The sequence below is a fragment of the Lysinibacillus sp. FJAT-14745 genome, from assembly GCF_001275675.1.
In the GTDB taxonomy this organism is placed as follows: Bacteria; Bacillota; Bacilli; order Bacillales_A; family Planococcaceae; genus Lysinibacillus.
Map to the genome: position 1 here is coordinate 1 of NZ_LITM01000001.1, position 23,208 is coordinate 23,208.

19 protein-coding genes, 6 tRNA genes and 1 pseudogene are annotated in these 23,208 nt (G+C 37.3%); 22 read left to right on the forward strand and 4 right to left on the reverse strand.

Annotated features, from left to right (window positions below):
* Positions 1-203 precede the first annotated feature (203 nt).
* The gene (gene mbcS / locus AMS59_RS00005) at positions 204-1,781 is read right to left on the reverse strand and encodes an acyl-CoA synthetase MbcS (RefSeq protein ID WP_053481735.1); all 1,578 of its coding nucleotides are present in this window, start codon (positions 1,779-1,781) and stop codon (positions 204-206) included.
* Positions 1,782-2,049: 268 nt separating this feature from the next.
* Between mbcS and AMS59_RS00010 the strand changes: the two genes are divergently transcribed.
* The 18 genes and pseudogenes from AMS59_RS00010 (at position 2,050) to AMS59_RS00085 (ending at position 15,944) form a co-directional block, all read left to right on the forward strand.
* A tRNA-Asn gene (locus AMS59_RS00010) sits at positions 2,050-2,126 on the forward strand.
* A 117-nt stretch (positions 2,127-2,243) separates the two neighbouring features.
* Positions 2,244-2,318 (forward strand) — tRNA-Glu (locus tag AMS59_RS00015).
* A gap of 73 nt (positions 2,319-2,391) precedes the next feature.
* Positions 2,392-2,467: transfer RNA gene (locus AMS59_RS00020), tRNA-Val, on the forward strand.
* A 14-nt stretch (positions 2,468-2,481) separates the two neighbouring features.
* A tRNA-Tyr gene (locus AMS59_RS00025) sits at positions 2,482-2,565 on the forward strand.
* 17 nt (positions 2,566-2,582) lie between these two features.
* Positions 2,583-2,657 (forward strand) — tRNA-Gln (locus AMS59_RS00030).
* 12 nt (positions 2,658-2,669) lie between these two features.
* Positions 2,670-2,742, forward strand: a tRNA-Lys gene (locus AMS59_RS00035).
* Positions 2,743-2,914: 172 nt separating this feature from the next.
* Positions 2,915-3,817 carry an arginase gene (rocF, locus tag AMS59_RS00040; RefSeq protein ID WP_053481736.1) on the forward strand — a complete coding sequence of 301 codons (903 nt, stop codon included), beginning with the start codon at positions 2,915-2,917 and terminating at the stop codon, positions 3,815-3,817.
* A gap of 133 nt (positions 3,818-3,950) precedes the next feature.
* A complete protein-coding gene (sigW, locus tag AMS59_RS00045) occupies positions 3,951-4,514 on the forward strand; it encodes an RNA polymerase sigma factor SigW (protein ID WP_053481737.1) in 564 nt (187 codons plus the stop codon).
* Between the two features lie 12 nt (positions 4,515-4,526).
* Positions 4,527-5,153: an anti-sigma factor gene (locus tag AMS59_RS00050; RefSeq protein ID WP_053481738.1), complete on the forward strand. Its 627-nt coding sequence runs from the start codon at positions 4,527-4,529 to the stop codon at positions 5,151-5,153.
* A gap of 153 nt (positions 5,154-5,306) precedes the next feature.
* Complete coding sequence (gene cdaA, locus AMS59_RS00055; protein ID WP_156304516.1) at positions 5,307-6,143, forward strand: diadenylate cyclase CdaA; 837 nt, start codon at positions 5,307-5,309, stop codon at positions 6,141-6,143.
* A complete protein-coding gene (locus tag AMS59_RS00060) occupies positions 6,136-7,212 on the forward strand; it encodes a YbbR-like domain-containing protein (RefSeq protein ID WP_053481739.1) in 1,077 nt (358 codons plus the stop codon). The genes cdaA and AMS59_RS00060 overlap by 8 nt, the downstream gene beginning before the upstream one ends.
* 296 nt (positions 7,213-7,508) lie before the next feature.
* The gene (gene glmM / locus AMS59_RS00065; protein ID WP_053481740.1) at positions 7,509-8,861 is read left to right on the forward strand and encodes a phosphoglucosamine mutase; all 1,353 of its coding nucleotides are present in this window, start codon (positions 7,509-7,511) and stop codon (positions 8,859-8,861) included.
* A 212-nt stretch (positions 8,862-9,073) separates the two neighbouring features.
* A complete protein-coding gene (locus AMS59_RS00070) occupies positions 9,074-9,595 on the forward strand; it encodes a type 1 glutamine amidotransferase domain-containing protein (RefSeq protein ID WP_053481741.1) in 522 nt (173 codons plus the stop codon).
* Positions 9,596-10,349: 754 nt separating this feature from the next.
* Positions 10,350-12,152: a glutamine--fructose-6-phosphate transaminase (isomerizing) gene (gene glmS, locus AMS59_RS00075; protein WP_053481742.1), complete on the forward strand. Its 1,803-nt coding sequence runs from the start codon at positions 10,350-10,352 to the stop codon at positions 12,150-12,152.
* Positions 12,153-13,020: 868 nt separating this feature from the next.
* Positions 13,021-14,589, forward strand: a complete 1,569-nt coding sequence (locus AMS59_RS00080; protein WP_053481743.1) for a glycoside hydrolase family 10 protein — start codon at positions 13,021-13,023, stop codon at positions 14,587-14,589.
* A gap of 61 nt (positions 14,590-14,650) precedes the next feature.
* Positions 14,651-14,770, forward strand: a complete 120-nt coding sequence (locus tag AMS59_RS26080; RefSeq protein WP_369814290.1) for an S-layer homology domain-containing protein — start codon at positions 14,651-14,653, stop codon at positions 14,768-14,770.
* A gap of 12 nt (positions 14,771-14,782) precedes the next feature.
* Positions 14,783-14,896 (forward strand): annotated as a pseudogene (locus tag AMS59_RS26585) (S-layer homology domain-containing protein); the annotation flags it as partial.
* Between the two features lie 202 nt (positions 14,897-15,098).
* Entirely contained in the window at positions 15,099-15,944 is an 846-nt protein-coding gene (locus AMS59_RS00085) for a DUF2785 domain-containing protein (protein ID WP_053481744.1), read from the forward strand.
* A gap of 882 nt (positions 15,945-16,826) precedes the next feature.
* Here the strand turns inward: AMS59_RS00085 and AMS59_RS00090 are convergent.
* Positions 16,827-17,255, reverse strand: a complete 429-nt coding sequence (locus tag AMS59_RS00090; RefSeq protein ID WP_053481745.1) for a HEAT repeat domain-containing protein — start codon at positions 17,253-17,255, stop codon at positions 16,827-16,829.
* Positions 17,256-17,617: 362 nt separating this feature from the next.
* On the opposite strand from AMS59_RS00090, the gene AMS59_RS00095 reads away from it, so the two are divergent.
* Positions 17,618-17,962, forward strand: a complete 345-nt coding sequence (locus tag AMS59_RS00095) for a hypothetical protein (protein ID WP_053481746.1) — start codon at positions 17,618-17,620, stop codon at positions 17,960-17,962.
* A gap of 122 nt (positions 17,963-18,084) precedes the next feature.
* Here AMS59_RS00095 and AMS59_RS00100 read toward each other — a convergent pair whose 3' ends face one another.
* On the reverse strand, positions 18,085-18,519 hold the full coding sequence (locus tag AMS59_RS00100) for a hypothetical protein (RefSeq protein WP_053481747.1): 435 nt from the start codon (positions 18,517-18,519) through the stop codon (positions 18,085-18,087).
* Positions 18,520-19,008: 489 nt separating this feature from the next.
* Here AMS59_RS00100 and AMS59_RS00105 point away from each other — a divergent pair, with 489 nt between their 5' ends.
* Entirely contained in the window at positions 19,009-19,716 is a 708-nt protein-coding gene (locus AMS59_RS00105) for a hypothetical protein (RefSeq protein ID WP_053481748.1), read from the forward strand.
* Between the two features lie 9 nt (positions 19,717-19,725).
* Here AMS59_RS00105 and AMS59_RS00110 read toward each other — a convergent pair whose 3' ends face one another.
* On the reverse strand, positions 19,726-20,817 hold the full coding sequence (locus tag AMS59_RS00110; protein ID WP_053481749.1) for a CotH kinase family protein: 1,092 nt from the start codon (positions 20,815-20,817) through the stop codon (positions 19,726-19,728).
* 231 nt (positions 20,818-21,048) lie between these two features.
* Here AMS59_RS00110 and AMS59_RS26830 point away from each other — a divergent pair, with 231 nt between their 5' ends.
* Both AMS59_RS26830 and tlp read left to right on the forward strand, forming a co-directional pair.
* Positions 21,049-21,411 carry a CotG/ExsB N-terminal domain-containing protein gene (locus AMS59_RS26830; RefSeq protein WP_369814287.1) on the forward strand — a complete coding sequence of 121 codons (363 nt, stop codon included), beginning with the start codon at positions 21,049-21,051 and terminating at the stop codon, positions 21,409-21,411.
* A 1,122-nt stretch (positions 21,412-22,533) separates the two neighbouring features.
* Positions 22,534-22,770, forward strand: coding sequence for a small acid-soluble spore protein Tlp (gene tlp / locus AMS59_RS00120; RefSeq protein WP_053481751.1), 237 nt, complete (start codon positions 22,534-22,536; stop codon positions 22,768-22,770).
* Positions 22,771-23,208: the final 438 nt, after the last annotated feature.

Consider the following 23,208-nt stretch of genomic DNA (forward strand, 5'->3'; position numbering starts at 1 on the left):
CCGAACACGGAAGTTAAGCTCTTTAGCGCCGATGGTAGTTGGGGGCTTCCCCCTGTGAGAGTAGGACGTCGCTAGGCGCAAAAAGTCGCTGCTGATAAGCTCAGTAGTGGCTTTTTTTTATATTTCAAAAGAATATTAAATAATATCAATATATAAGAGACATTTCAACCAAGTGATTGGTGAAATGTCTCTTTACTATTATTTTATACAGTTGCTGCTCGTAGCTCTATACGACGAATCTTCCCAGAAGTTGTTTTTGGTAGTTCATCAATAAAGACAATACTACGAGGATATTTATAAGGTGCTGTTAATGCTTTAACGTGCTCCTGTAGTTCTTTTGTTAACTCGTCCTCATCACGGTCTCTAAAGCTTTCACGTAAGATGACAAAGGCTTTAACAATATGTCCTCTAATTTCATCGGGTGCTGCAACTACAGCACATTCTTGGACAGCCTCATGTTTATTTAAAGCATCCTCTACCTCAAATGGCCCAATTGTATAACCTGATGAAATAATGATGTCATCTCCTCGACCTTCAAACCAGAAATAGCCGTCTTCATCGCATTTGGCTTGGTCACCAGTAATATACCAATCTCCTCGGAAGGCAGCTTGTGTACGTTCAGGCTCACGATAGTACTCTTTAAATAGTGCAGGAGATGATTTGTGTACTGCAATATCTCCAACTTCTCCAATCGGTGCCTCGTTGCCCTCATGATCGATAATACGGACAATATTACCTGGGGTAGGAACACCCATTGAACCCGGACGTAACTCAGTATTTTCAAGTGTGCCGATTAATAAAGTATTTTCCGTTTGGCCATAGCCATCGCGCACTTTAAGACTAAAGTTGTTCATAAATGTTTCGATGACTGGTCGATTTAATGGTTCACCAGCAGAAACAGCGCTACGTAGAGAAGATAGATTATAGTCTTTTAAATTATCAAGCTTCGCCATAATTCGATATTCCGTTGGAGTACAGCATAAAACATTGACCTTTTCATCTTGAAGCAGTTGAAGGTATGTTTTTGCATCAAATCCTCCGTGATATACAAATGCAGTTGCGCCCAGCATAATAGTCGATAAAAATGGGCTCCAAATCCATTTTTGCCACCCTGGAGCTGCAGTAGCCCAAACTAAGTCACCTTCACGGACACAAAGCCATTGAGAAGCGGCTGTTCTAATATGTGCATATCCCCATCCATGTGAATGGACAACACCTTTTGGCTTGCCAGTGGTGCCAGATGTATAAGAAAGAAATGCCATATCGTCTCTTTTAGTAGCAGCTGCTGTAAATGTATCTGGTTGTGTACTTGCCAATTCATCTAAAGATGTCCAATCACCTGTATCAGTACCTATAACCAATTTATTATTCAAAGCCTCTACTGAAGAAGTAATACGATCTATCTCACTAGTGAACGCTTCATAGGCAATTACTGCCCTTGCAGAAGAGTGCTCCATACGATACTCTAAATCACTTGCACGTAACATTTCTGAACATGAAATAGGAACAATTCCAGCCTTTAGACAGCCAAGAAAGACAAAATAAGCCTCAGGCAGACGTGGAATAATAACTAATACGCGATCCCCTTTTTGAAGCCCCTTCTTCGTCAAGGCGTGCGCGTATTGATTCATTTTTTGAACAAGTTCAACATAGGAAATTGTTCGGCGATCCTGTTGAGTATTTAACCATCGTAGTGCTTGACGATCGCTATCGTAAGAAAATTTCTCCAATTCCTCTGTAATATTATAGAATTCTGGTGCAATTAAATCGTTTGTTACCATGTGAACATTCCTCCCCCAAACAAATTTAATAGAAAATTCATAAAACTATTTTCATTTTAACAATTACAATAATATACAGCAAGAATATTCTGTACATAAAATAGAAATATTAGATTTAATAGAGAACTATTAGGTTTCGGCTTAATGTAAAGGAAAGTTTCGACAAAAAATATAAAAATTTTCACAAAAAGTATTGCATAATTTATAATGCTTGCTATAATAATAAATGTACTTGAGAGGTTTTAAAAACCAAATTGAATAGTATTGTTCCGAAGTAGCTCAGTTGGTAGTAGCACCTGACTGTTAATCAGGTTGTCGCAGGTTCGAGTCCTGCCTTCGGAGCCATTTTTTTGCTCATTTTTAAGATAATGATGTTATACATATAAAAAATTATAAAAAAGTGTTGCATTGAAAAGGAAGTAATGTTAATATAAATATTGTCTTCTTTGAGACATAAGAAATGGCCCCTTGGTCAAGTGGTTAAGACACCGCCCTTTCACGGCGGTAACACGGGTTCGAATCCCGTAGGGGTCACCATTTTCAAAGCGTTGTAGTAATGCAAAGGCTTAAAAAGAAAATAAACTGTGAAGAAATAAACACCTGTTTCCATGGAGGATTAGCTCAGCTGGGAGAGCATCTGCCTTACAAGCAGAGGGTCGGCGGTTCGAGCCCGTCATCCTCCACCATAATGTGTTATTTCGGAGGGGTAGCGAAGTGGCTAAACGCGGCGGACTGTAAATCCGCTCCTTAGGGTTCGGCGGTTCGAATCCGTCCCCCTCCACCAGTTTTTTTATAAATGATTGGGGTATAGCCAAGCGGTAAGGCAACGGATTTTGATTCCGTCATGCCTAGGTTCGAATCCTAGTACCCCAGCCATTATTATTTTTTGAGCCATTAGCTCAGTTGGTAGAGCATCTGACTTTTAATCAGAGGGTCGAAGGTTCGAGTCCTTCATGGCTCACTTTTATAAAATAAAGTGTAACATTAACTACAGATACTAATCTCTTGCTGAAAACAGCAGGAGATTTTTTTATGCTCCATTTAATTGTATAAATATTCATGAAATTGTAAGGTTGAGCCAAGTAGGATGTAGGCTTTACAATAGTCTTATAACTTAAAGGGGGTATGAAAAGATGAATAAACTAAATATTTCTATTATTGGGGTACCAACTGATTATGGGCAAACTCGCAGAGGGGTAGATATGGGGCCGAGTGCTATCCGTTACGCAGGTGTTGTAGAACGCTTAGAAGCTATTGGGCATGTAGTACATGATCAAGGGGATATACGTGTTAGTCAAAAGCAAGGTACTATTGTTGATAAACAGCTACTTAATTTAGAGGAAGTTATCGATGTAAGTACATCCTTAGCAAACAGTGTAAATGAAGCAATTGAACAAAAGGAGTTTCCGCTTGTACTTGGTGGCGACCATAGCATTGCTATTGGCACACTTGCAGGGCTTGGTGAGCATTATAAAAATTTAGGTGTTATTTGGTTTGATGCGCATGCTGACCTAAACACACCTGAAACGACACCGTCTGGCAATATACATGGTATGCCGTTAGCTGTAAGCATTGGGCTCGGTCATGAACGCTTAGTGAAAATTCGTAATAATGTACCAAAAATTAAACCTGAAAACGTCATTATTATTGGAGCACGTTCCGTAGATCCAGGAGAACGTGAATTAATAAGTCAGCAAGGAATCAAAGTGTATACAATGCACGAGGTAGATCGTCTTGGAATGACACGTGTAATGGAAGACGCTCTTGCTTATTTAAGAGAGCGTAATGTAGATGGTTTGCATTTATCGCTGGATTTAGATGGGTTAGATCCACTTTATACTCCAGGAGTTGGAACACCTGTACCTGGTGGTATTACATATCGAGAAAGCCATTTGGCGATGGAGATGCTTCAGGAATCAGGTATGTTAACATCTGCTGAATTCGTTGAGGTTAATCCAATTTTAGATGAAAAGAATAGAACAGCTGATGTTGCGGTAGCGTTAATGGGCTCCTTATTTGGTGAAACCCTAGTTTAAAGAAATTTGACAAAAAATTGCCTATTGCCACAATGTATAAAAATTATTTGCTATAATTAATAACAAAATGAAACTTTTCTTATCGATGGGCCGTAAAGTATAAGACAGTTGTAAAGGTGGAGAAATCAACACAATGGATGCGTTAGTAAACAAGAAAATAAAACAAGTGCTTAAAGGCGATCAAAACGCATTTGCAGATATTGTGAGTCTCTATCAGCACAAACTGTACCAAGTATGCTATAGGATGTTAGGGAACAAACAAGAATCTGAGGACATTGCACAAGAAGCGTTTGTTCGTGCCTATATGAACTTGCATACTTTTGATCAGAAAAGAAAATTTTCAACGTGGCTTTATCGCATAGCGACAAACCTTTGTATAGACCGCATTCGAAAGAAAAAGCCGGATTACTATTTAGATGCGGAAGTAGCTGGTACAGAAGGGCTAGATATGTATTCGCAGATCGCAGCAGATGACCAGCTACCAGAGGAACAGATAGAGCAAATGGAATTACAAGATCGCATTCAATTTGAGATTGGACGTTTGCCGGATAAATATCGTTCAGTTATAGTATTAAAATATATTGAAGAATTATCATTACAGGAAATTAGCGAGATTTTAGATATGCCTCTTGGAACGGTGAAAACGAGGATTCACCGCGGACGTGAAGCATTACGTAAGCAATTAAACAATCTGTAGGAGGGAAGCGTCATGAATACTTGTCCAGAGCATGTAATAGACTATATCCATGATTATTTAGATGGTGACATTAGTCGCGAGCATGAGCAAGAGTTAAAACGACATTTGCATACATGCAGTGATTGTAAACAATTGATGCAGGAATTAAGTGAAACAATCGCCTTTGTGAAGAGTGCTTCCCACATTACAGCGCCTCCGCATTTTGAAGAAGCCGTGATGGCTCGTTTACCGAAACCCAAAAGTCGTGTAGGTATGCAAAAGTGGATTCGCCGGCATCCATTCTTTGTGGCAGCAGCAGTTTTTTGTTTATTCATGAGTGCAACTTTACTAGGTAGTTTCATGGATGACCAACATTTTTCCGTGACCAAACAGAAGAACCTAGTTGTTGATGGTCAAACGGTTATTGTGCCAAAGGGAGAAGTTGTAAAAGGCGATATTGTTGTTAAAAATGGTGATTTAATTGTTGAAGGTGAAGTGGATGGCAATGTCACTGTTATTAATGGACAGTATATGGCATCTTCAGCAGTTGTTTCAGGAAAAATAGAAGAAATTGACGAAGTATTCGAATGGCTTTGGTATACGATTAAAAGTTCAGTGAAGTCTGCTGTAACATTCGAAGAGAAGCAAGCAAGCAACTAAATAACACTCTATACGTCCTAATAGATAGTGCACGTGAGAGGCTGAAAGGTCTACTCTTTTGAGTAGACTTTTTATTTGAAAAAAGTTACATTTGATAAGAATGTGCTATACTTAAATGTGTATGGATTCGCAATGAAAAGTGGGGGATGCCACGTGCAAATTATCGAACATTTCGCTAATTTAACACCTGTGAATATTATTATTAACTTATTAGATGTACTGCTCGTATGGTACGTTGTTTATAAAATTTTAACCCTCATTCAAGGTACAAAGGCTGTCCAATTATTAAAAGGAATTTTCGTAATTATTATTGCACGCCTTGCTACAGAATTTTTAGGGTTAGAAACGTTAGGTTGGTTGTTACAACAAGTCATCGATTTCGGTTTCTTGGCGATTATTATCATTTTTCAACCTGAAATAAGACGCGGTCTTGAACAAATTGGTAGAGGGAAGTTATTCCAGCGTTCAATTAGTCAAGTTGAAGAAGAACAGACAAGGCTTATTGAAGCTATGAAGAAATCTGTTAGTTATATGGCCAAACGTCGTATAGGGGCGTTAATTTCTATTGAAAAAGAAACTGGTCTAAATGAATATATCGAAACGGGCATAGGTCTAAATGCTGAGATTTCATCTGAGTTACTGATCAACATTTTTATCCCTAATACTCCGCTACATGATGGAGCAGTTATCATGCAGAAAGATAAAATATCGGCAGCAGCTTGTTATTTACCGCTTTCTGAGAGTCCGTTTATCTCAAAAGAGCTTGGGACACGTCACCGTGCTGCACTTGGCTTAAGTGAAGTGACAGATGCCATTACTATTGTCGTATCAGAGGAAACAGGTGCCATTAGTATTACACTGAATGGTAATCTACATCGAAATCTTTCTTTAGAGGAATTCGAAGGACTGTTACGTAAAATGTGGTTCGGATCGGCACAGGAATCAAATGCAGCCTCTAAGTTAACTTGGAGGGGGAAAAAGAATGGATAAAATGATGGATAGCCCTTGGGTGTTACGAATCGTTGCGCTAATTTTAGCCTTATTGTTATTTTTCTCCGTTCGTACTGAATCATCTCCTTCAAATAAAACAATAATGAGTGAGCAAACAGCGGTAATTCGAGATGTACCGGTAGATGTTTTTTATGACGATAAGAACCTCATTGTAACAGGGATACCAAAGACGGTGAATGTTACGATAAAAGGTCCAATGACACTCGTTTTACAAGCTCAGGCGACGAAGGATTTTTCTGTATTTGCGGATTTGAGTAAATTACTTATAGGTCAGCATAATGTTAGGCTACAATACGAAAATCTTTCGGAGAAGCTACAAGTAACATTAGACCCTGCGATTGTAAAGGTAAACATTGAGGAAAAAGTCACACAGGAGTTTCGTGTTGACCCTGAGCTAAACACTCGTTTAATTGAAGAAGGATATATTTTAAATGGCATGACTGCTAATCCTGCTACTGTGTATGTTACAGGAGCTAAAAGTGCAATTGAAAACATTAGCTATGTAAAAGCTACTGTAACGGGTGAAAAAGGCTTGAATGAACCGTTTTCACAAGTAGCGGCGGTTAAAGTACTAGATCGTGATTTAAATAAGTTAGACGTGACGATTCAACCGGAAACTGTGAAGGTACAAGTCGATATTGGAGCTTACAGCAGAGAGTTGCCGGTTGTGCTGAAGGAAATAGGGAAAACGGCGAATGGTATTACCGTCAACCAATTAACAATTAGTCCTACAAAGGTGAGAGTATACGGTAAAAAATCTAGCATAGATGCTTTAACTGCAATACCGTTAGAGGTTGACTTATCAAAAATTACAGAATCAAAAACTTATGAATTTGATGTAAAATTGCCAGAAGGTGTGACAAAAATATCTGATCCAAAAATTAAAGTTAAAGCAGATATTACGAAGGTAGAGCAGGATAAAACAACGACAACAACTACTACCCCTCCTGCTCCTACACCTACTCCTTCGCCACCTTCAGAGGAAACTAGCACTCCTTCTGATAACAACACGTCGCCTACTGAGAAAACAGAAGATATTGCTTCTTAATCAATAACTGACTATAATTTTATTTTGATTCAGTAGAGATTTCGTTCTCTATCGGTAAGGGTACTCATTTTCATGAAACATTAACGAAAAAAGTTGCTCAGGCTAAAATCAAAATACCCTATGCTAAATTTATCTGTGCTGATATACAAGCCCAGATAAATTGCATGGGGGTATAATTACTAGTTACCAATGAATGAACGAAAATAAACTTTTCCAAAAGTAAGCGGACGAGCGGTCTAGTTGTCAGTGTAGACAAGCGTGACCACAGTCTTGCATTGAAGGAGAGAATAATCAAAATGGGTAAATATTTTGGAACAGATGGCGTCCGTGGCGTCGCGAATAGTGAATTAACACCGGAGTTTGCATTTAAGCTTGGCCGCGTAGGTGGCTATGTTTTAACGAAGGATGCAACTGACCGTCCAAAGGTTTTAATCGGTCGTGACACACGTATTTCAGGTGAAATGCTTGAAGGTGCACTTGTAGCTGGTCTTTTATCAATCGGAGTAGAGGTAATGCGTCTTGGTGTTATTTCGACGCCAGGTGTGGCTTACCTTACTCGAATTATGAGCGCAAATGCGGGCGTCATGATTTCAGCTTCACATAACCCAGTTGCTGATAATGGTATTAAATTTTTCGGTCCTGATGGCTTTAAGCTAACTGATGCGCAAGAGGCCGAAATCGAAGCAATATTAGATGCACAAGAAGATACATTGCCACGTCCAATCGGGGCAGATTTAGGTTCTGTGAGCGACTACTTCGAGGGTGGACAAAAATATATTCAATACTTAAAACAAACAGTGACTGAAGAATTTGATGGCATCCATGTAGCATTAGATTGTGCCCATGGTGCTACGTCTTCACTAGCTACACACCTATTTGCAGATTTAGAAGCGGATATCTCAACGATGGGTGCCTCACCAACAGGCTTAAACATTAATGACGGTGTCGGCTCAACACATCCAGAAGGGTTAGCTAAATTTGTTACAGAAAAGGGTGCTGATGTTGGTTTAGCATTCGATGGCGATGGTGACCGATTAATCGCAGTAGATGAAAATGGTAAAATTGTTGATGGTGATCAAATTATGTTCATCATTGGGAAGCATTTAAATGCTGTTGGTCGCTTGAAGAAGCAAACAATCGTTTCGACGGTTATGAGTAACATGGGCTTCTATAAAGCTGTTGAAGATAACAAAATGCATAGTGTTCAAACAGCTGTAGGTGATCGTTATGTCGTGGAAGAAATGCGTGCTAATGATTATAATCTAGGTGGCGAGCAATCTGGTCATATTGTTTTCCTTGACTTTAACACAACTGGTGATGGCTTATTAACGGGTATTCAGCTTGTCAACATTATGAAATCTACAGGTAAAAAACTGTCAGAGCTTGCTTCTGAGATGAAAATTTTCCCTCAGCGTTTAGTTAACGTACGTGTAACAGACAAGCATGCTGTGACGGAAAATGCAAAAGTTGCTGCAGTGATTACTGAAGTAGAAGCAGATATGGCTGGTAACGGTCGCGTGTTAGTGCGTCCTTCTGGTACTGAGCCACTTGTACGTGTAATGGTGGAAGCGGCTACAGAGGAAGACTGTGAGCGTTACGTAGAGCGTATAGCAGATGTTGTCCGTACTGAAATGGGCTTAACAGAATAAATAGTAACTCTTCATTCAGTGGGTGATAAACACCTACTGAATGAAGGTTAACTCGATTTCCTTTAATAGGAGGTCGAGTTTTTTATTTTTTAGGATTCTGTACAAATGAAAGTGAAGAATAGAACGACATTGACCCAACGGAAAAATGAATGTTTTCGAAGAGAATGGGAACAGTAGTACAGAGTCACAATTACAAGGAGTGTTATATTGCAATGGCTAAAATTGCTACAGTGATTACTAATATGTTTGAGGACGCTGAATATACGAGTCCTAAAGGAGCATTAGAAGCGGCAGGTCATGAACTAATAACGATTGATACGACAGCAGGCATTGAAGTTGAAGGTAAGCATGGAGAGAAAGTAAAAATTGATAAAGGAATCGATGAGGTAAATGCTTCAGAATTTGATGCATTGTTCATCCCAGGTGGTTTTTCTCCTGATATATTACGTGTAGATGATCGTGTTGTGGCATTTGTAAAGGAGTTTATGGATGAGATGAAACCAACCTTTGCTATTTGTCACGGACCTCAATTACTCATTACAGCAAAAACATTAAATGGTCGTGACGCAACGGGCTACAAATCAATTCGAGTAGATTTAGAAAATGCAGGTGCGATATTCCATGATGAGGAAGTGTTTGTTTGCCAAAAACAATTAGTAACGAGTCGCACACCGGAGGATCTACCAGCATTTAATCGAGAAATTGTAAAATTATTGGAGAGTAAAGAAGGCTAAGCTGAAAAGGCACAAGTGAATTTGCCTGTGCCTTTTATGTTTTAACTTCTTTCAGCAATTATTTTCTGTAGCGAAAGCAAAGCGACAGGTACAGAAGTCTCCCACATCTATAGTGGTGAGATAAATGCAAATTACGTCGTGTTGGCCTAAAGCATCCTACATCAAAGGAAAACCACATCGTATTTTTAATAAGAATATCAAGAAAATGCTTATTGCAGATTATTTGTCTACTTTTCGTCACTAAAAAGTAGGGTAAATAGGTGTTTTTTATAACGAAAATTTGACGTACAGCATATGATTGAGTATGATAGTGAAGTTGAATATGAGGTCCGACCTTATCATTTAACGAGCGCATAAGGAGGGAAGAAAGCGCAAAATCGGAAAACAATTATAGCGCCTGAGCTGGAGAAATTGGACGAAACGATCTTCAGCAGACGAGGTGGAGGTTTATCGAGAATTCGGCGGATGCCTCCCGATCGACATACCCGATTGTCACTTTTCATTTTGAAAGCATTTGAGTGATCAAATGTACAGAAAATGGAGAAGGTATAGTTAAAGCAATAGATAAATAGAGAAACCTCTCGTATCGAATGTAATTATTCAGACGGCTGAATGAGTGTTGATAATATGTATGTATTTGTATGCTTATTTTATAAAAAATTAAGCATAGCTTTTACATTCATAAAAAAATTCGATAGGTTGAGGTCTAGTTTGTCATTGCGTCAAATTGACAATATCGGAGGATAAGAAATTTATGTGTGGAATTGTAGGATATATTGGTGAATCAGATGCAAAGGAAATCTTATTAAAAGGTTTAGAGAAACTAGAGTACCGTGGCTATGACTCAGCGGGTATTGCAGTACGTAACGAAGAAGGTGTAACAGTCTTTAAAGAAAAGGGGCGTATTGCAGATTTACGTGACGCAGTGGACGAGGACGTTGCAGCAAAAGTGGGTATTGGTCATACACGTTGGGCAACTCATGGTGTGCCAAACCGTTTGAATGCACACCCTCACCAAAGTACGTCAGGACGCTTTACGCTAGTACACAACGGGGTTATTGAAAACTATCATTTATTACAAAAAACATATTTAAAAGGGATTCCGATGAAATCTGATACAGATACAGAGGTCATCGTGCAATTAGTAGAGCTATTTGTGAAAGAAGGTTTAAGCACTACTGAGGCGTTCCGTAAAACTTTATCTTTATTACACGGTTCTTACGCATTAGCTCTTATAGATGCAGAAGCAGCTGATACAATTTTCGTTGCGAAAAACAAATCTCCACTTTTAGTAGGTGTTGGTGAAGACTTCAATGTTGTAGCTTCAGATGCGATGGCGATGCTACAGGTAACAGACCAATATGTGGAGCTACACGATAAAGAGGTCGTAATCGTACACAAAGCTAGCGTTGAAATTACAAAGTTAGATGGGTCAATAGTAGAGCGTGCACCATATACAGCAGAGCTTGATATGAGCGATATTGAAAAAGGTACGTACCCTCATTATATGCTAAAAGAAATGGATGAGCAGCCAACAGTTATTCGTAAAATCATTCAAGCATACGAAGGTGAGAATGGCGAATTAACAATTGACGCTACTATTTTAGAAGCATTACAAGCAGCAGACCGTTTATATATTATTGCAGCCGGAACAAGCTATCACGCAGGTCTAATTGGTAAGCAATATTTCGAAAAAATGGCTGGTATTCCAGTGGAAGTTCATATTTCAAGTGAGTTCGGCTACAATATGCCATTACTTTCAGAAAAACCGTTGTTTATCTTTATTACACAATCAGGTGAAACAGCAGATAGCCGTCAAGTACTTGTGAAAATTAAAGAGCTTGGTTATCCAACATTAACAATTACAAACGTACCTGGCTCTACACTATCACGTGAAGCGGATCATACACTTTTATTACATGCAGGCCCAGAAATTGCAGTAGCTTCTACAAAAGCCTATGTAGCACAAGTAGCTGTACTTGCTCTAGCAGCATATGTAACTGCGAAAGCTAATGGCAAAGGCTTAGAATACGATTTAAAACAAGAGCTTGCGATTGCGGCAAACGGTATTCAAACAATTATCGATTCAAAAGATGTATTAGAGGATATCGCAGAGGACTACTTAAAAATCGCACGCAACGCATTCTTCATCGGCCGTAACATAGACTTCTATGTTAGCCTTGAGGGTGCCTTGAAGCTAAAAGAAATCTCTTACATTCAAGCAGAAGGTTTTGCAGGTGGTGAGTTAAAACACGGTACGATAGCCTTAATCGAAGAAGGTACACCAGTGTTTGCTCTTGTAACACAAGAAGCAGTAGCATTAAACATCCGTGGTAACGTCAAAGAGGTAGCTGCACGTGGAGCATACCCATGCATTATTGCAATGGCTGGCGTAGATGAAGACGGTGACCGTTTAATTATCCCTCATGTTCATGAATTATTAACACCACTTGTATCTGTAGTGCCATTACAGTTAATTAGCTATTATGCAGCACTACACCGTCGCTGTGATGTGGATAAACCACGTAACTTGGCTAAATCGGTGACTGTTGAGTAATTGTTGAGTTAGAGTTCACATGTGTTGAATGACAACAAAGTCGGGTACTGAGATTCAACGATATGTTAGGCAGTCGAATAAATTAAAATCATATAAAAAACTCGATCCGTTATAAATGGATCGAGTTTTTTATTGCAATTATTGTAAATGTCATTTAAATGTTGTTATGAAAATTTCCTGAATCAAGCTCTATATTAGAGATAAGAAAAACTGTCAGTTATTCAACTAATGGCGCAGTCTAGTGGGATAAACTGTCAGTTATAGAGAACACTGAATATGAGGTGCTTTTCTTATGAAAAAAGTTCTTATGTTAATTATTGCTATTTCTCTTTTTACCGTTTTAACAAAAACTAAAGCAATCGTTTATAATAAAGATTGATAATTTGTAATAAAGTTTGATAAAAATCATCTCTTTAGTTATCCTTTGAGATGATTTTTTTATTGGACATTTATGTTAAAACTGATGTTTATCTTGTGAATAATTTCTTCCAATCCTTCCACCGTATGGTCCACTTTATCAAACGAACTTAACAATTTACCAAATGATTGCTATTCAACGCTCTCATAAAATTGGCGTCAAGAATATTAAATGAATGGAAATTACTGGTGAGGGTAGAATGGAATTTGTGGTATTATATAGTGAGCGAAGAAACAAGAATAAAGTTTTCCGACGAGCTTCGCAAACAATCGAAATTACCAATAGAGGGTCCTGCCGACAAAATGCTACAGACCTAATTACTGTAAGACACTTTTTGGAAGGATAAATCAGTTCCTACTTTTATAGAATAGGCTGATATGGTATTTACTTAGGTTATAGTAACAGCTAGGTTTTAATAGCTGAGAATTAAAAGGAGAGATTTCATTATTTATGTTTAAAAATTTTTTTGGAAAGTGCTTAGTAACTTTTTTTGTTTTACTTTTACTTATCCCTGTTTTTACAAATCAAAAGGCTACAGCTAATTCACTACCTCAAAATGAAATGCGTGCAGCCTGGATTGCAACAGTATCTAATATTGATATGAAGGCAGGTATGAGTAAAACCCAATATACTCAATGGGTTCAAAGTACCTTAGACAAATTAAAAGCTGATAACTTTAATACAGTTATTTTTCAAGTTAAGCCATTAAATGATGCACTGTACCCGTCTAAGCTTGCTCCATGGTCATCGTATATAACAGGCAATACACAAGGGACCAATCCGGGTTTTGATCCATTGCAAATAATGCTGGACGAAGCACATAAGCGAGGATTAGAACTTCATGCTTGGGTAAACCCATATAGGGTCACTATGCCATCGCAATCTTTGTCTAATCTTGCTGCCGATAATGTAGCCCGTAAAAATTCTAATTGGGTAGTGAAATACGGTAAACAATACTATTTAGATCCTGGTTTGCCGGAAGTTCAAAATTACTTATTATCAACCATAGAAGAATTAGTAAGCAACTATGATATCGACGCTGTACATATGGATGATTACTTCTATCCTTATAAAATAAAAGGAGAGACTTTTCAAGATCAACAAACTTTTAAAAAGTATGGTGGCTCATTCAATAATATTGAAGACTGGCGCAGAAAAAATGTTAATCAATTAGTAAAAAAGGTTTATGCAAGCATTAAGGCAATTAAACCTCATGTTCAATATGGAATATCTCCGTTTGGAATTTGGCGAAACAAAGGGCAAGATTCTACTGGTAGTAACACGAATGGAATGAGTAACTACGATGATATTTATGCTGATACAAGACAGTGGATTAAAGATGGAAGTATCGATTATATTGCTCCTCAAATCTATTGGTCCAGAAATAATAAAGCAGCAAATTACTCTGTTTTATTAGATTGGTGGGGAAGTGAAGTTCAAACGTACGCAAAAGTCCATCCTGTTAATCTATATATTGGCATGGCCAATCATAAAGTTGGAAATGATCCTGATACTGCATGGAATAATAAGACGGAACTTATCAGCCAAGTAATCGCCAACAGAGCAAATAAAAATGCTCAAGGACAAATGCATTTTTCTCTAAGAAGTATTAACAATAACGCTCTTGGATATGCTTCTTATCTAAATCAGCAACTATACAATTATAAAGCTTTAACACCTACAATTTATTGGAAAGGCTCTGCAATACCTTTATGTCCAACTGATGTTAAATTGAGTAAAGAGTCTTTCGGCATGAAGCTTACTATTACAGATGAAAATAGTACTCAACCAAGGAAATATGTAATATACCGATTTGATGGAACAAAAGAAGAATCATATGAAGACGTTAAAAATATAGTAGACGTGGTTTATAACACACAAGGTAATACTGTTTATGTAGATACTATTGCAAATAATAGTAAAGTATACACATATGGTATAAAGTCTATATCTGCTACAGGTGTGGAAAGTAAAACTGCTTTTGTTCTAAAAGACGGAATTCCTTACCAACACCAATAGAGCCAACACCTGAAGGGCCAGAGCAACTAGAAAAACCTGTAGACCCAAAGCCTAATATTACATTCAACGATATCTCCACGAAAACTGGGCTAAGGACATGATTGAAGACATCGCAGCTCGTGGTATTATCACAGGCTATCCAGACTGCACGTTTCGACCGAATGAACCAAGCACATTCTAGGACGTTCCAACAACACATTGGAGCTATGACTATATTGCCGCACTAGCATATAACGGCATTGCATTGGGTTACAACGGTAATTTCAGACAAAATCAAGCAGTGACACGTGTACAATTCGTGGCATGAAATAATCACAACGAAGCACTATACAAAATTCAAGTTTCAGAATTTTATATAGTGTTTTATTGTACGCTTTGAAAACCTTCTGCTCTGCAGGGGACTATCAGTGAACGAAGGAATATACGGAACTGACTAAAGAATTATTAAACACAATTTACGAAGAGAATCAAGGCGAGGCAAGTGAACGAATGATGAGAGGGATGGGAAAATGAGCGATATAAGGACCAAATTGATGTTGGATTTGCAAAGAATTGAGAAGGATGAGTATCAGTTACGCGAAGGTGAGAAGCATCAAGATTTCTTACCTTTGTTACTTCAATATATTGGCGATCCTCAGCCAGAATTACGGGATAACCTGATATATCCGATGTTTTATATGTGGATTAAGGAAGAGAATAGGTTTAGTGAAGAGGAGTTGCGTAGCCTCTTAACTGTTCTGACTGATGAGAACCATTTGTTCTATAATATTGGCAACGAGGATGATCAGTCAGTTTTTACAAGGACGTTCTCTGCCTTACCTATCGCTTTGATTGTGCAACGCCACAGACAGAATCCATTTTTCAATCAAGCGGAAATTGAGCAATTGATGCATGCAATGCTCCGTTATTATAAAGAGGAGAAGGATCTGCGAGGTTACCTTTCAGTAGGAGGCTGGGCTCACAGCGCGTCTCACGGTGCGGATGTTTTTGTCGAGCTGGTGCAGTGCGAGGAGAGCAGCGTCGCAATGCTGCGTGAGGTACTTGTCGCTATTTCTGGCATGCTTCATAATGGTAGACACATTTTTAGCGATGAGGATGATGAGCGGTTGGTCAACATCGTGGATACGATGATTGACAAAGAGTTACTTCCACATCAAGAAATCGCTGATTGGATTAGCGGCTTAGCGCAATGCTGCCATTTGCCGAAAAGTCGCAGTCAGGTGATTGCTCGCGTGAACAGCAAGAATTTTTTACGCAGTCTCTATTTCAGAAGGGGACAAGATAGCCGAGGGAATGCGCTTAACATTGTCATGCTTGGTACTGAGGCAAAATTGAACAGGTTTTCTATCAGTTAAAGGATTAGTGGGGCTGTCCCAAAAGCCATGGAAAATTTGCTGAGGGATTGCCCCTTTTTATGTCAAGAAAAACAAAAAGAAACCATCCTTTGGTAAAATGGAAGTGCCATCCACAACGCACAAAAGGAGAGGCAAGTACTGCGATACATAGAAATGTGTATGTCACCAAATTGTGAGGTTAGATGTGGGTGAGTAAGACTAGCAAATATGAAAATCCATGATACGTTACAGGCGTATGAATGCTAACAGGCTTACAGGAAGCACCTAAGTTCATTCTATAATAGATATAATTCAACATTGTAAGCTGATAACGTGGAGGGCTTACTCCCCTAAGAAACGTTGACAAGGAAAGCAATAAAGATACTAGTTACTGTATAACTTGCCTTTATATCAGTGAAAGTGGTGGCACAGTACCGTTGAAGCGTGTAATGAACGTGGAGGGATAGCCACTAGACTAATGAAGAATTACTTAATCATGCTTGGCAAATCTTTATCGGTTAATAAGGTTCTCGTGAGACTAAAAGAGGTTCACCTTCCAAGGGAGGCACCAACTTATTGAAACGGAAGAATTGAGATATAGAAGGTATTTTGATATCAGAAGTGTTGATGATTAATTGAATTGGATTAGTTGGAACGCCGTATGCGGTGAAAGTCGCACGTACGGTGTGGACAGGGGGAAAAGTTGGCGATAACTTCAAAGGCTTACCTATCTGTATTAATAAGGTGTTTGTTTTATCATTAAACAATAAAGATAGATGATCAAAGAAAAGAAGTAATACAATTTAATATTAGTTTCGATAAACCGCAGCGTAAGATAAGAAAAAGCCATTCCCTCCACAAGCGGAGAGAATGACTTTCCTTCATAAATTGCAAAACTACTGATTATAGTTTTGCCCAACGTTCCTCTAACCAGTTCATAAATTGTACACCTTTGTCGCCTTCATACGCATCAAAGACATCTAAACGCATACGTTTTAGTTTATCCGCAAAGTCTGCCACTGTATGGTCCTTCGGCAAGCTCTTTTTCACCCGCAGGAAAATTTTGTCTGTGCCTTTGATAATATCAAAACGTGCAGGTGATGGCTTCTCTACGTCCTCACCAAACGCCGCGAGTGCTTCATAGGCTGCTAATTGCACCTTGTTGACAGTATCATGCTGCATACGATTTTTTAATAAATCTATGATTTTGTCATGTTGATAAGCCGATAACATTTCGACTGCGTCTAAACGCTCTCGCCAGCTAGACGTATAATTGGCCTGTTTTTTTAATGTTTCATACTGCTCAGGTAATGCTGTTTCAAACTGTTTCAAGTAATTGCACCTCTTTTTTTAACTAGAGGAAAAATGAATTCTTCTTCTGCTTCTCTTATTATACGTTGTCTGGGTGAAAATAGCGATGAATCGCTGGTAAGGATATATATAGAAAATGGAAACTAACTACATTAAGGTGAACCGTATTATAAGTATGTACTATTCTTTATTAGATTTGCTTTTCTTATTAAACAAACGGTGCATTAGTTCAATAAGAATTAAACAACTTTATTATCGCTTTACATCAGAAAAATGCGGATTTACAACGTTACGCACTTTATGTTACCAAACGACGCTTTGGTAACCTTATTTTTGATTCCACACACCAGTTGAGTTAGGATTTTCTAGAGGAGTGAAGATATATGGGACAACTTTGTTATAGTGATTTTGAACTTGTTAAAGAAACCGAAACGGATGGTTTTATTTACGGTGAAATAACTGACCATTTTTACTTTGAAAATGGGGGTGCTTGCATTTCTGGAGATGGGTTTGTTCAAGCCCCAGACGGTAGTAGAGCAGGCATAATATGGGGACTAGAAAAAGAACCTTCAATATCTGTTTGTATAGAGCCAGAAGAAGATAGATGGGGCGTTTACGAAATAGGGTTTATCAAACCTATAAAAACAATGGATGACTTAATCGTAAATTTTAGAGCTGTTTTGCCACTGATAAAAGAAGCCTATCAAAATGCATATTCAACAAAATAAATATGCATTTCACATTGAATAAACGTTCCCAAATGAAAGTTAGGGAATACCCCCCACAAAGAAGCACCCATTCAACTAAATAGGTGCTTTTTTCATAAATTTTAAATTGGTATCATGTGATTTTATTGATGTTTCTTTACTTTCAGGTGGTGTACTCTACTTTCAAACTCTACATAGGAATTATTTACTTGTGAAACATTTTGGTTTTGAAATGTTTGGTTGCTGTTACCAGTTATAAATATTGGCACAATACATAATGGACAACTACCATCATCTTCAATCATAGAACCACATAGCGAGCAATACTTGTTTTCAAGCTCAACTGTTTGATTAACTTTGTCCTCCAAAAGATGTAATTCCAATGAAGACTTCAAATCGTTAGGATTAGTTATTGCTAATGATTTTTCTTTCAAAAAATCATTAAATACTGTTGCAAATAAAGAGGTCTTTATTGGAACAGTATTCATTTTGCTATTTGTAAAAATATCTGATAAACGATTGGAGCCATCTTTTTTTAGGGTGCTAAGGTAATTACTATTTCCTAATTGAATATTCATTATAACCTCCTAATATGTAATATATTTACTTTTTATATCGGTCATTGTTTACTTTCTTGTACAACAGTTTAGTTGATTATTACGTTTACTTAAGCTATACAATCCCATTCCAAATAACGTTCCCAAATCAAAGTTAGGGAATACACGAAAAAGGCAGGAATGTTAAGAAATCAACGTTTCTCGAGGTGCTTTTGATCAAACTTTATTTCAAAGCTACATGTGTTGAATGACAACAAAGTCGGGTACTGAGATTCAACGATATGTTAGGCAGTCGAATAAATTAAAATCATATTAAAAACTCGATCCGTTATAAATGGGTCGAGTTTTTTTAGCGATTATTGTAAATGTCATTTAAATGTTGTTATGAAAATTTCCTGAATCAAGCTCTATATTAGAGATAAGAAAAACTGTCAGTTATTCAACTAACGACGCAGTCTAGTGGGATAAACAGTCAGTTATAGAGAACACTGAATATGAGGTGCTTTTCTTATGAAAAAAGGTCTTATGTTAATTATTGCTATTTCTCTTTTTACTGTTTTAACAAAAACTAAAGCAATGATAAATGAATATGATGAAATTGCAAAGTCTGAGAAAGCGGATGTTACCCTTTATGCTAAAAAGATGAATGGAGTATATACAGACTTTAAAATTTATTTTCAAGGCGGTGTTCTTACAAGACCTTATTGGATGAATACAACTAGTCCTACTTGGTCACCTCAAATTATCTATGAGGACATCAATAAAGATGGGAAAAATGAGTTAATCATAATTTTGACCAAGGGTACTGGTACTGCGATATTAGAACGAGAAGTTCACGTTTTCCATATCCAAAATAAAAGAATAGGTAAGGAGCTTGTTGCAGTACCAGTTGAAGTGCTTGTTGACGACCCGATTGCAATAGTGTTAAAAAACGTAAAGACCGAGTTATTGCCTAACAAAGCAATCATTATTATTGGTAAAAAGAAATATACAATTGATACTAAACCTTTAAAAATTGATGCTGAACATTTATTTCCTGATATATACTTTGGAAATATTATCAACTTTGAAATAAACGACAATCAACTTATTGCGAACATCGGAGGACAAATTTCTCCAGCAGGTGGAAGTATAGGTGATATTCAAGTTACGTATATGCTTAAGGATAAAATGTATCAAGCAAAATCAATTGAATTCAAACCAGGTTTTGTAAGATGATGCAACAACTTAATCTAATGAATCTAATTTCCCTCTTATATATTTCGCCCGTGCTTCAATATAATCCAATATATACTCTGGTTCCTTATCAAATAAATGGATATCGTTTTTTTTATACGGATCTTTTTGAATATAAGGTCTTATTAAATTATGCATACCTTGTATTTTCGGTTTCAAATAGTCTACATTAAATTGGTTGTTTAAAATAACCTTTAGCAAGTTTTTGTATTGACGTCGAAATGTTTTTACGTCGAGAATTCTTGCGGTAAGCGTATTAAATCCTTCGATTCGTAAATAGTCTTCCTCCATCACTTTCCCGTTTACATCCCTTCCCCATGTTGCATCGTAATCCCACGGGATGACTTCGAATTGCCTAGTTTCGCTATTTTGGTATAATGCGTAATTATGAACAAAACCATCAAAATTTTGGGTGAAAACAGCGCCAGCCAACCAGCTAAGATATTGATTAACATTGATGTATTTCACAATTTCATTTTCAAATTCAGCCTTTGAAAGGGTATTAATTTCAATAATCATTTTTTGTAAATGAAATTCATCTTGTTCTGTCCCATATTTTAGTTCATAGCCAGCCTTAAGCGATTTCTTTACTTCTTTATCAAGATCACTCATCAACGAAAAGTTAGCATCGCCATCAACCGCATAGAATAATGGTCCTTGTGGTAGTTGTCGATTCTTAAGGAAATACTCATCCACTGATTCTAATTCTAAATAAAGCCCCTCATTTTTCCCATTCAATTTCATATTTACAAATTGGGACTTTGGCGATAAGCACCCTATTTCATTGAAAAAATCGAGCGATAGTTTATTTCTTAATAGAGAAGGATCTTTATATTCTGCGTTGATATGAATTTCTTTGGTATTTCTATACGTACTTGGCTTAATAAACGAAATGTGATACGACTTCTTTCGAAAATCCCGGATATGGGAGCCACGATAAGCGATATCAATATCATACTTTCTTTTGTTAATCGTTAGCTTGGCAGGGATAGGATCGTCACACCATATATCTTTTCGAAGTTCACTTAAATCTAAAGGATGAATAAAAAGATGATATTCAGGTATTATTATGCCGTTAAACACGCGAATTCTTTCCTTTCATTTTTAAATTATTCGTATAAAACAAAATGTAAGATTCCACAAAAAGATATAGAGTTTATATTCTCCTTTCGAAAACTATGCGATTGACTCTAACATCTTTAGTGCAACCTCATATATTACGATTAGGGAAAGAAATGTGCAGAGGCATGGGTTTGATTCTTTTGAAAAAGGAATCTACCTTCTTTCTCTAATAAGATGAAAGGAGGTTTGAATATGCCACTAATACGGAAGGCAGTAGCAATTGCTAACAACTCAGGGTTAGGTCACTTCATGTACCAGGATCCTATTAGTAACGAACGATGCACGAGCAGGGTACGCCGAACTTCACGAAACCAGCGACGCACGAGCAGGGTACGCCGAACTTCACGAAACCAGCGACGCACGAGCAGGGTATGTCGAACTTCGCGAAACCAACGATGCACGAGCAGGGTACGTCGAACTTCACGAAACCAGCGACGCACGAGCAGGGTACGTCGAACTTCACGAAACCAGCGACGCACGAGCAGAGTACGCCGAACTTCGCGAAACCGGCGACGCAAGAGCAGTAACTCCTTTTGGAATGACTTATTTTTTTAAAAACTTCAATCGATTTTTCGCCATCTGAAGAGTAAATGTCACTAAATGTTATTTAATGGACTATTGAGTGTGACTGTATATAAAGTTAACTAGTTCTTACTAGTTAACTTTTTTTGTTGTTATTCCTATCGAAGTCCAAGGTTGAAAGAAAAGTCAAAGGTCAGCTGAGGTTGGTTCCGTCTGATCTCTTCATTTATGTATATTCTTCTGGATGAATTGTTATCGTTGTGTATTACATAACATCTATCAGAATTGTATAAATCACTGTAGCCTATCCACTTTTCTCGTTAAAACCAGAAATTTTAAAAAAGATTTCTTGAACGGCGTGACCCGTCACGGGATTCGCCTATAGATTCTCCTATTCCTTTGCTCTAGGAAAAGCGGGAAACATTCGATGTCTTACATTAAAATGCATTGGATTTAACACTTTTTACCGCCCTTCTTAGGGTATAGTAAAGGATATGTTAAATTAATGAAGAAGATTAGACTAAGACCCATATTTGAGGTCTTTGCATGGTTTGCATGGAACGATTTTGGATTGATCCGTAAATCGCCACCTATACAACTACTCTCCAATTGCCACTTAAGTAACGCTCAACAGCTTATAATTTATATTCGGCAGTATATTTAACCATAGAAAAACTGCACTTCCTATTGTTAGATAGTGTTTAACAATAGGGGTCACTTCAATCCTGTGTTTATATGCAGGATTTTTTCTTTTTCCACAATAGAGGTAGTGACAGAATTACTATCATAGACCGCACCTCTGTTAGAAATGAAACATTCAACTTGAAAAAACTTAGAAATTACAATTAACGTTTTTAATACATAGGAAAAGAGATAAGAAAGTTATAATTTTCATGATGTTTAGGTTTTAGGTAGTTACTTCTAGAGTCTCTTCACGTGGCAAGCACACTGTTAGCTTTCTCCAGTGCTTGTCGTGCCTAAAAGGGCAAAAGTATTTTTAGTGGTAAAAATTAGTGTGCATATAAACATAAAAAAAATACAAACTAATTTTAACTTCTTGCAGCGGGTGTCCAAACACCCACTGCAGGAAGTTAAAGCCTCCGGCACGCAATTATGCCGAGGCATAATTGATTGTAAAAATTTTAGGAGGTTAGCATGACTAATTCAAGACACTCGAAACCAGATGATAGATCCGATAACGTTGAACGAATTCGTGATATCGTTAAGAACACTGAAGAAAAACTTCATGAAGCGGAAATTAGTTTGGAATTTGCGGACCCTACGCAAAGTGAAATGATTAAAGAGAAAAATAAGCGGCGTCAAAAATCAATTGAAGGATTAAAAGAAGAAATGAAAGATGAAATGGCAGCACGTAAAAAAGGAGAAGTGTAGAACTGGCTTTCAAAAGATGGAGATTTATTTGATGGTGCAGAGATAAATATCTATCCTCAAGGTTCATTAAGTATTAGTACAACTGTTAAACCACTAGCTTCTTTTTCGCGAATGTTTTTGCATAACGTAAGAATACGGGTTTCAAGAAATCTGGACTTTTTTGTAACTAGCTTTAAATATTGATCGTTTATAATAAAGAATGATAATTTGTAATAATGTTTAATAAAAATCACCTCTTTAGTTATTTTGAGGTGATTTTTTAATGGATATTTGTGTTAAAATTGATGTTTGTCTTGTGGATTATTATATAATGAGCAATTATCATGAATGTTATTTATGTAAATGTGCGGTTAAGTATCATGATGAACTTCCAATGGTTGTGAATGGCCTGTTCCTGATTAATGTTACGATTATTTATGAGGGAAGAAAATCATGTAG

Excerpts from the sequence above, each read along its gene's own strand:
- mbcS (WP_053481735.1), bottom strand. The coding sequence starts at position 1,781 with ATGGTAACAAACGATTTAATTGCACCAGAATTCTATAATATTACAGAG.
- rocF (WP_053481736.1), top strand. The coding sequence starts at position 2,915 with ATGAATAAACTAAATATTTCTATTATTGGGGTACCAACTGATTATGGG.
- sigW (WP_053481737.1), top strand. The coding sequence starts at position 3,951 with ATGGATGCGTTAGTAAACAAGAAAATAAAACAAGTGCTTAAAGGCGAT.
- AMS59_RS00050 (WP_053481738.1), top strand. The coding sequence starts at position 4,527 with ATGAATACTTGTCCAGAGCATGTAATAGACTATATCCATGATTATTTA.
- AMS59_RS00060 (WP_053481739.1), top strand. The coding sequence starts at position 6,136 with ATGGATAAAATGATGGATAGCCCTTGGGTGTTACGAATCGTTGCGCTA.
- glmM (WP_053481740.1), top strand. The coding sequence starts at position 7,509 with ATGGGTAAATATTTTGGAACAGATGGCGTCCGTGGCGTCGCGAATAGT.
- AMS59_RS00070 (WP_053481741.1), top strand. The coding sequence starts at position 9,074 with ATGGCTAAAATTGCTACAGTGATTACTAATATGTTTGAGGACGCTGAA.
- glmS (WP_053481742.1), top strand. The coding sequence starts at position 10,350 with ATGTGTGGAATTGTAGGATATATTGGTGAATCAGATGCAAAGGAAATC.
- AMS59_RS00080 (WP_053481743.1), top strand. The coding sequence starts at position 13,021 with ATGTTTAAAAATTTTTTTGGAAAGTGCTTAGTAACTTTTTTTGTTTTA.
- AMS59_RS00085 (WP_053481744.1), top strand. The coding sequence starts at position 15,099 with ATGAGCGATATAAGGACCAAATTGATGTTGGATTTGCAAAGAATTGAG.
- AMS59_RS00095 (WP_053481746.1), top strand. The coding sequence starts at position 17,618 with ATGGGACAACTTTGTTATAGTGATTTTGAACTTGTTAAAGAAACCGAA.
- AMS59_RS00100 (WP_053481747.1), bottom strand. The coding sequence starts at position 18,519 with ATGAATATTCAATTAGGAAATAGTAATTACCTTAGCACCCTAAAAAAA.
- AMS59_RS00105 (WP_053481748.1), top strand. The coding sequence starts at position 19,009 with ATGAAAAAAGGTCTTATGTTAATTATTGCTATTTCTCTTTTTACTGTT.
- AMS59_RS26830 (WP_369814287.1), top strand. The coding sequence starts at position 21,049 with ATGCCACTAATACGGAAGGCAGTAGCAATTGCTAACAACTCAGGGTTA.
- tlp (WP_053481751.1), top strand. The coding sequence starts at position 22,534 with ATGACTAATTCAAGACACTCGAAACCAGATGATAGATCCGATAACGTT.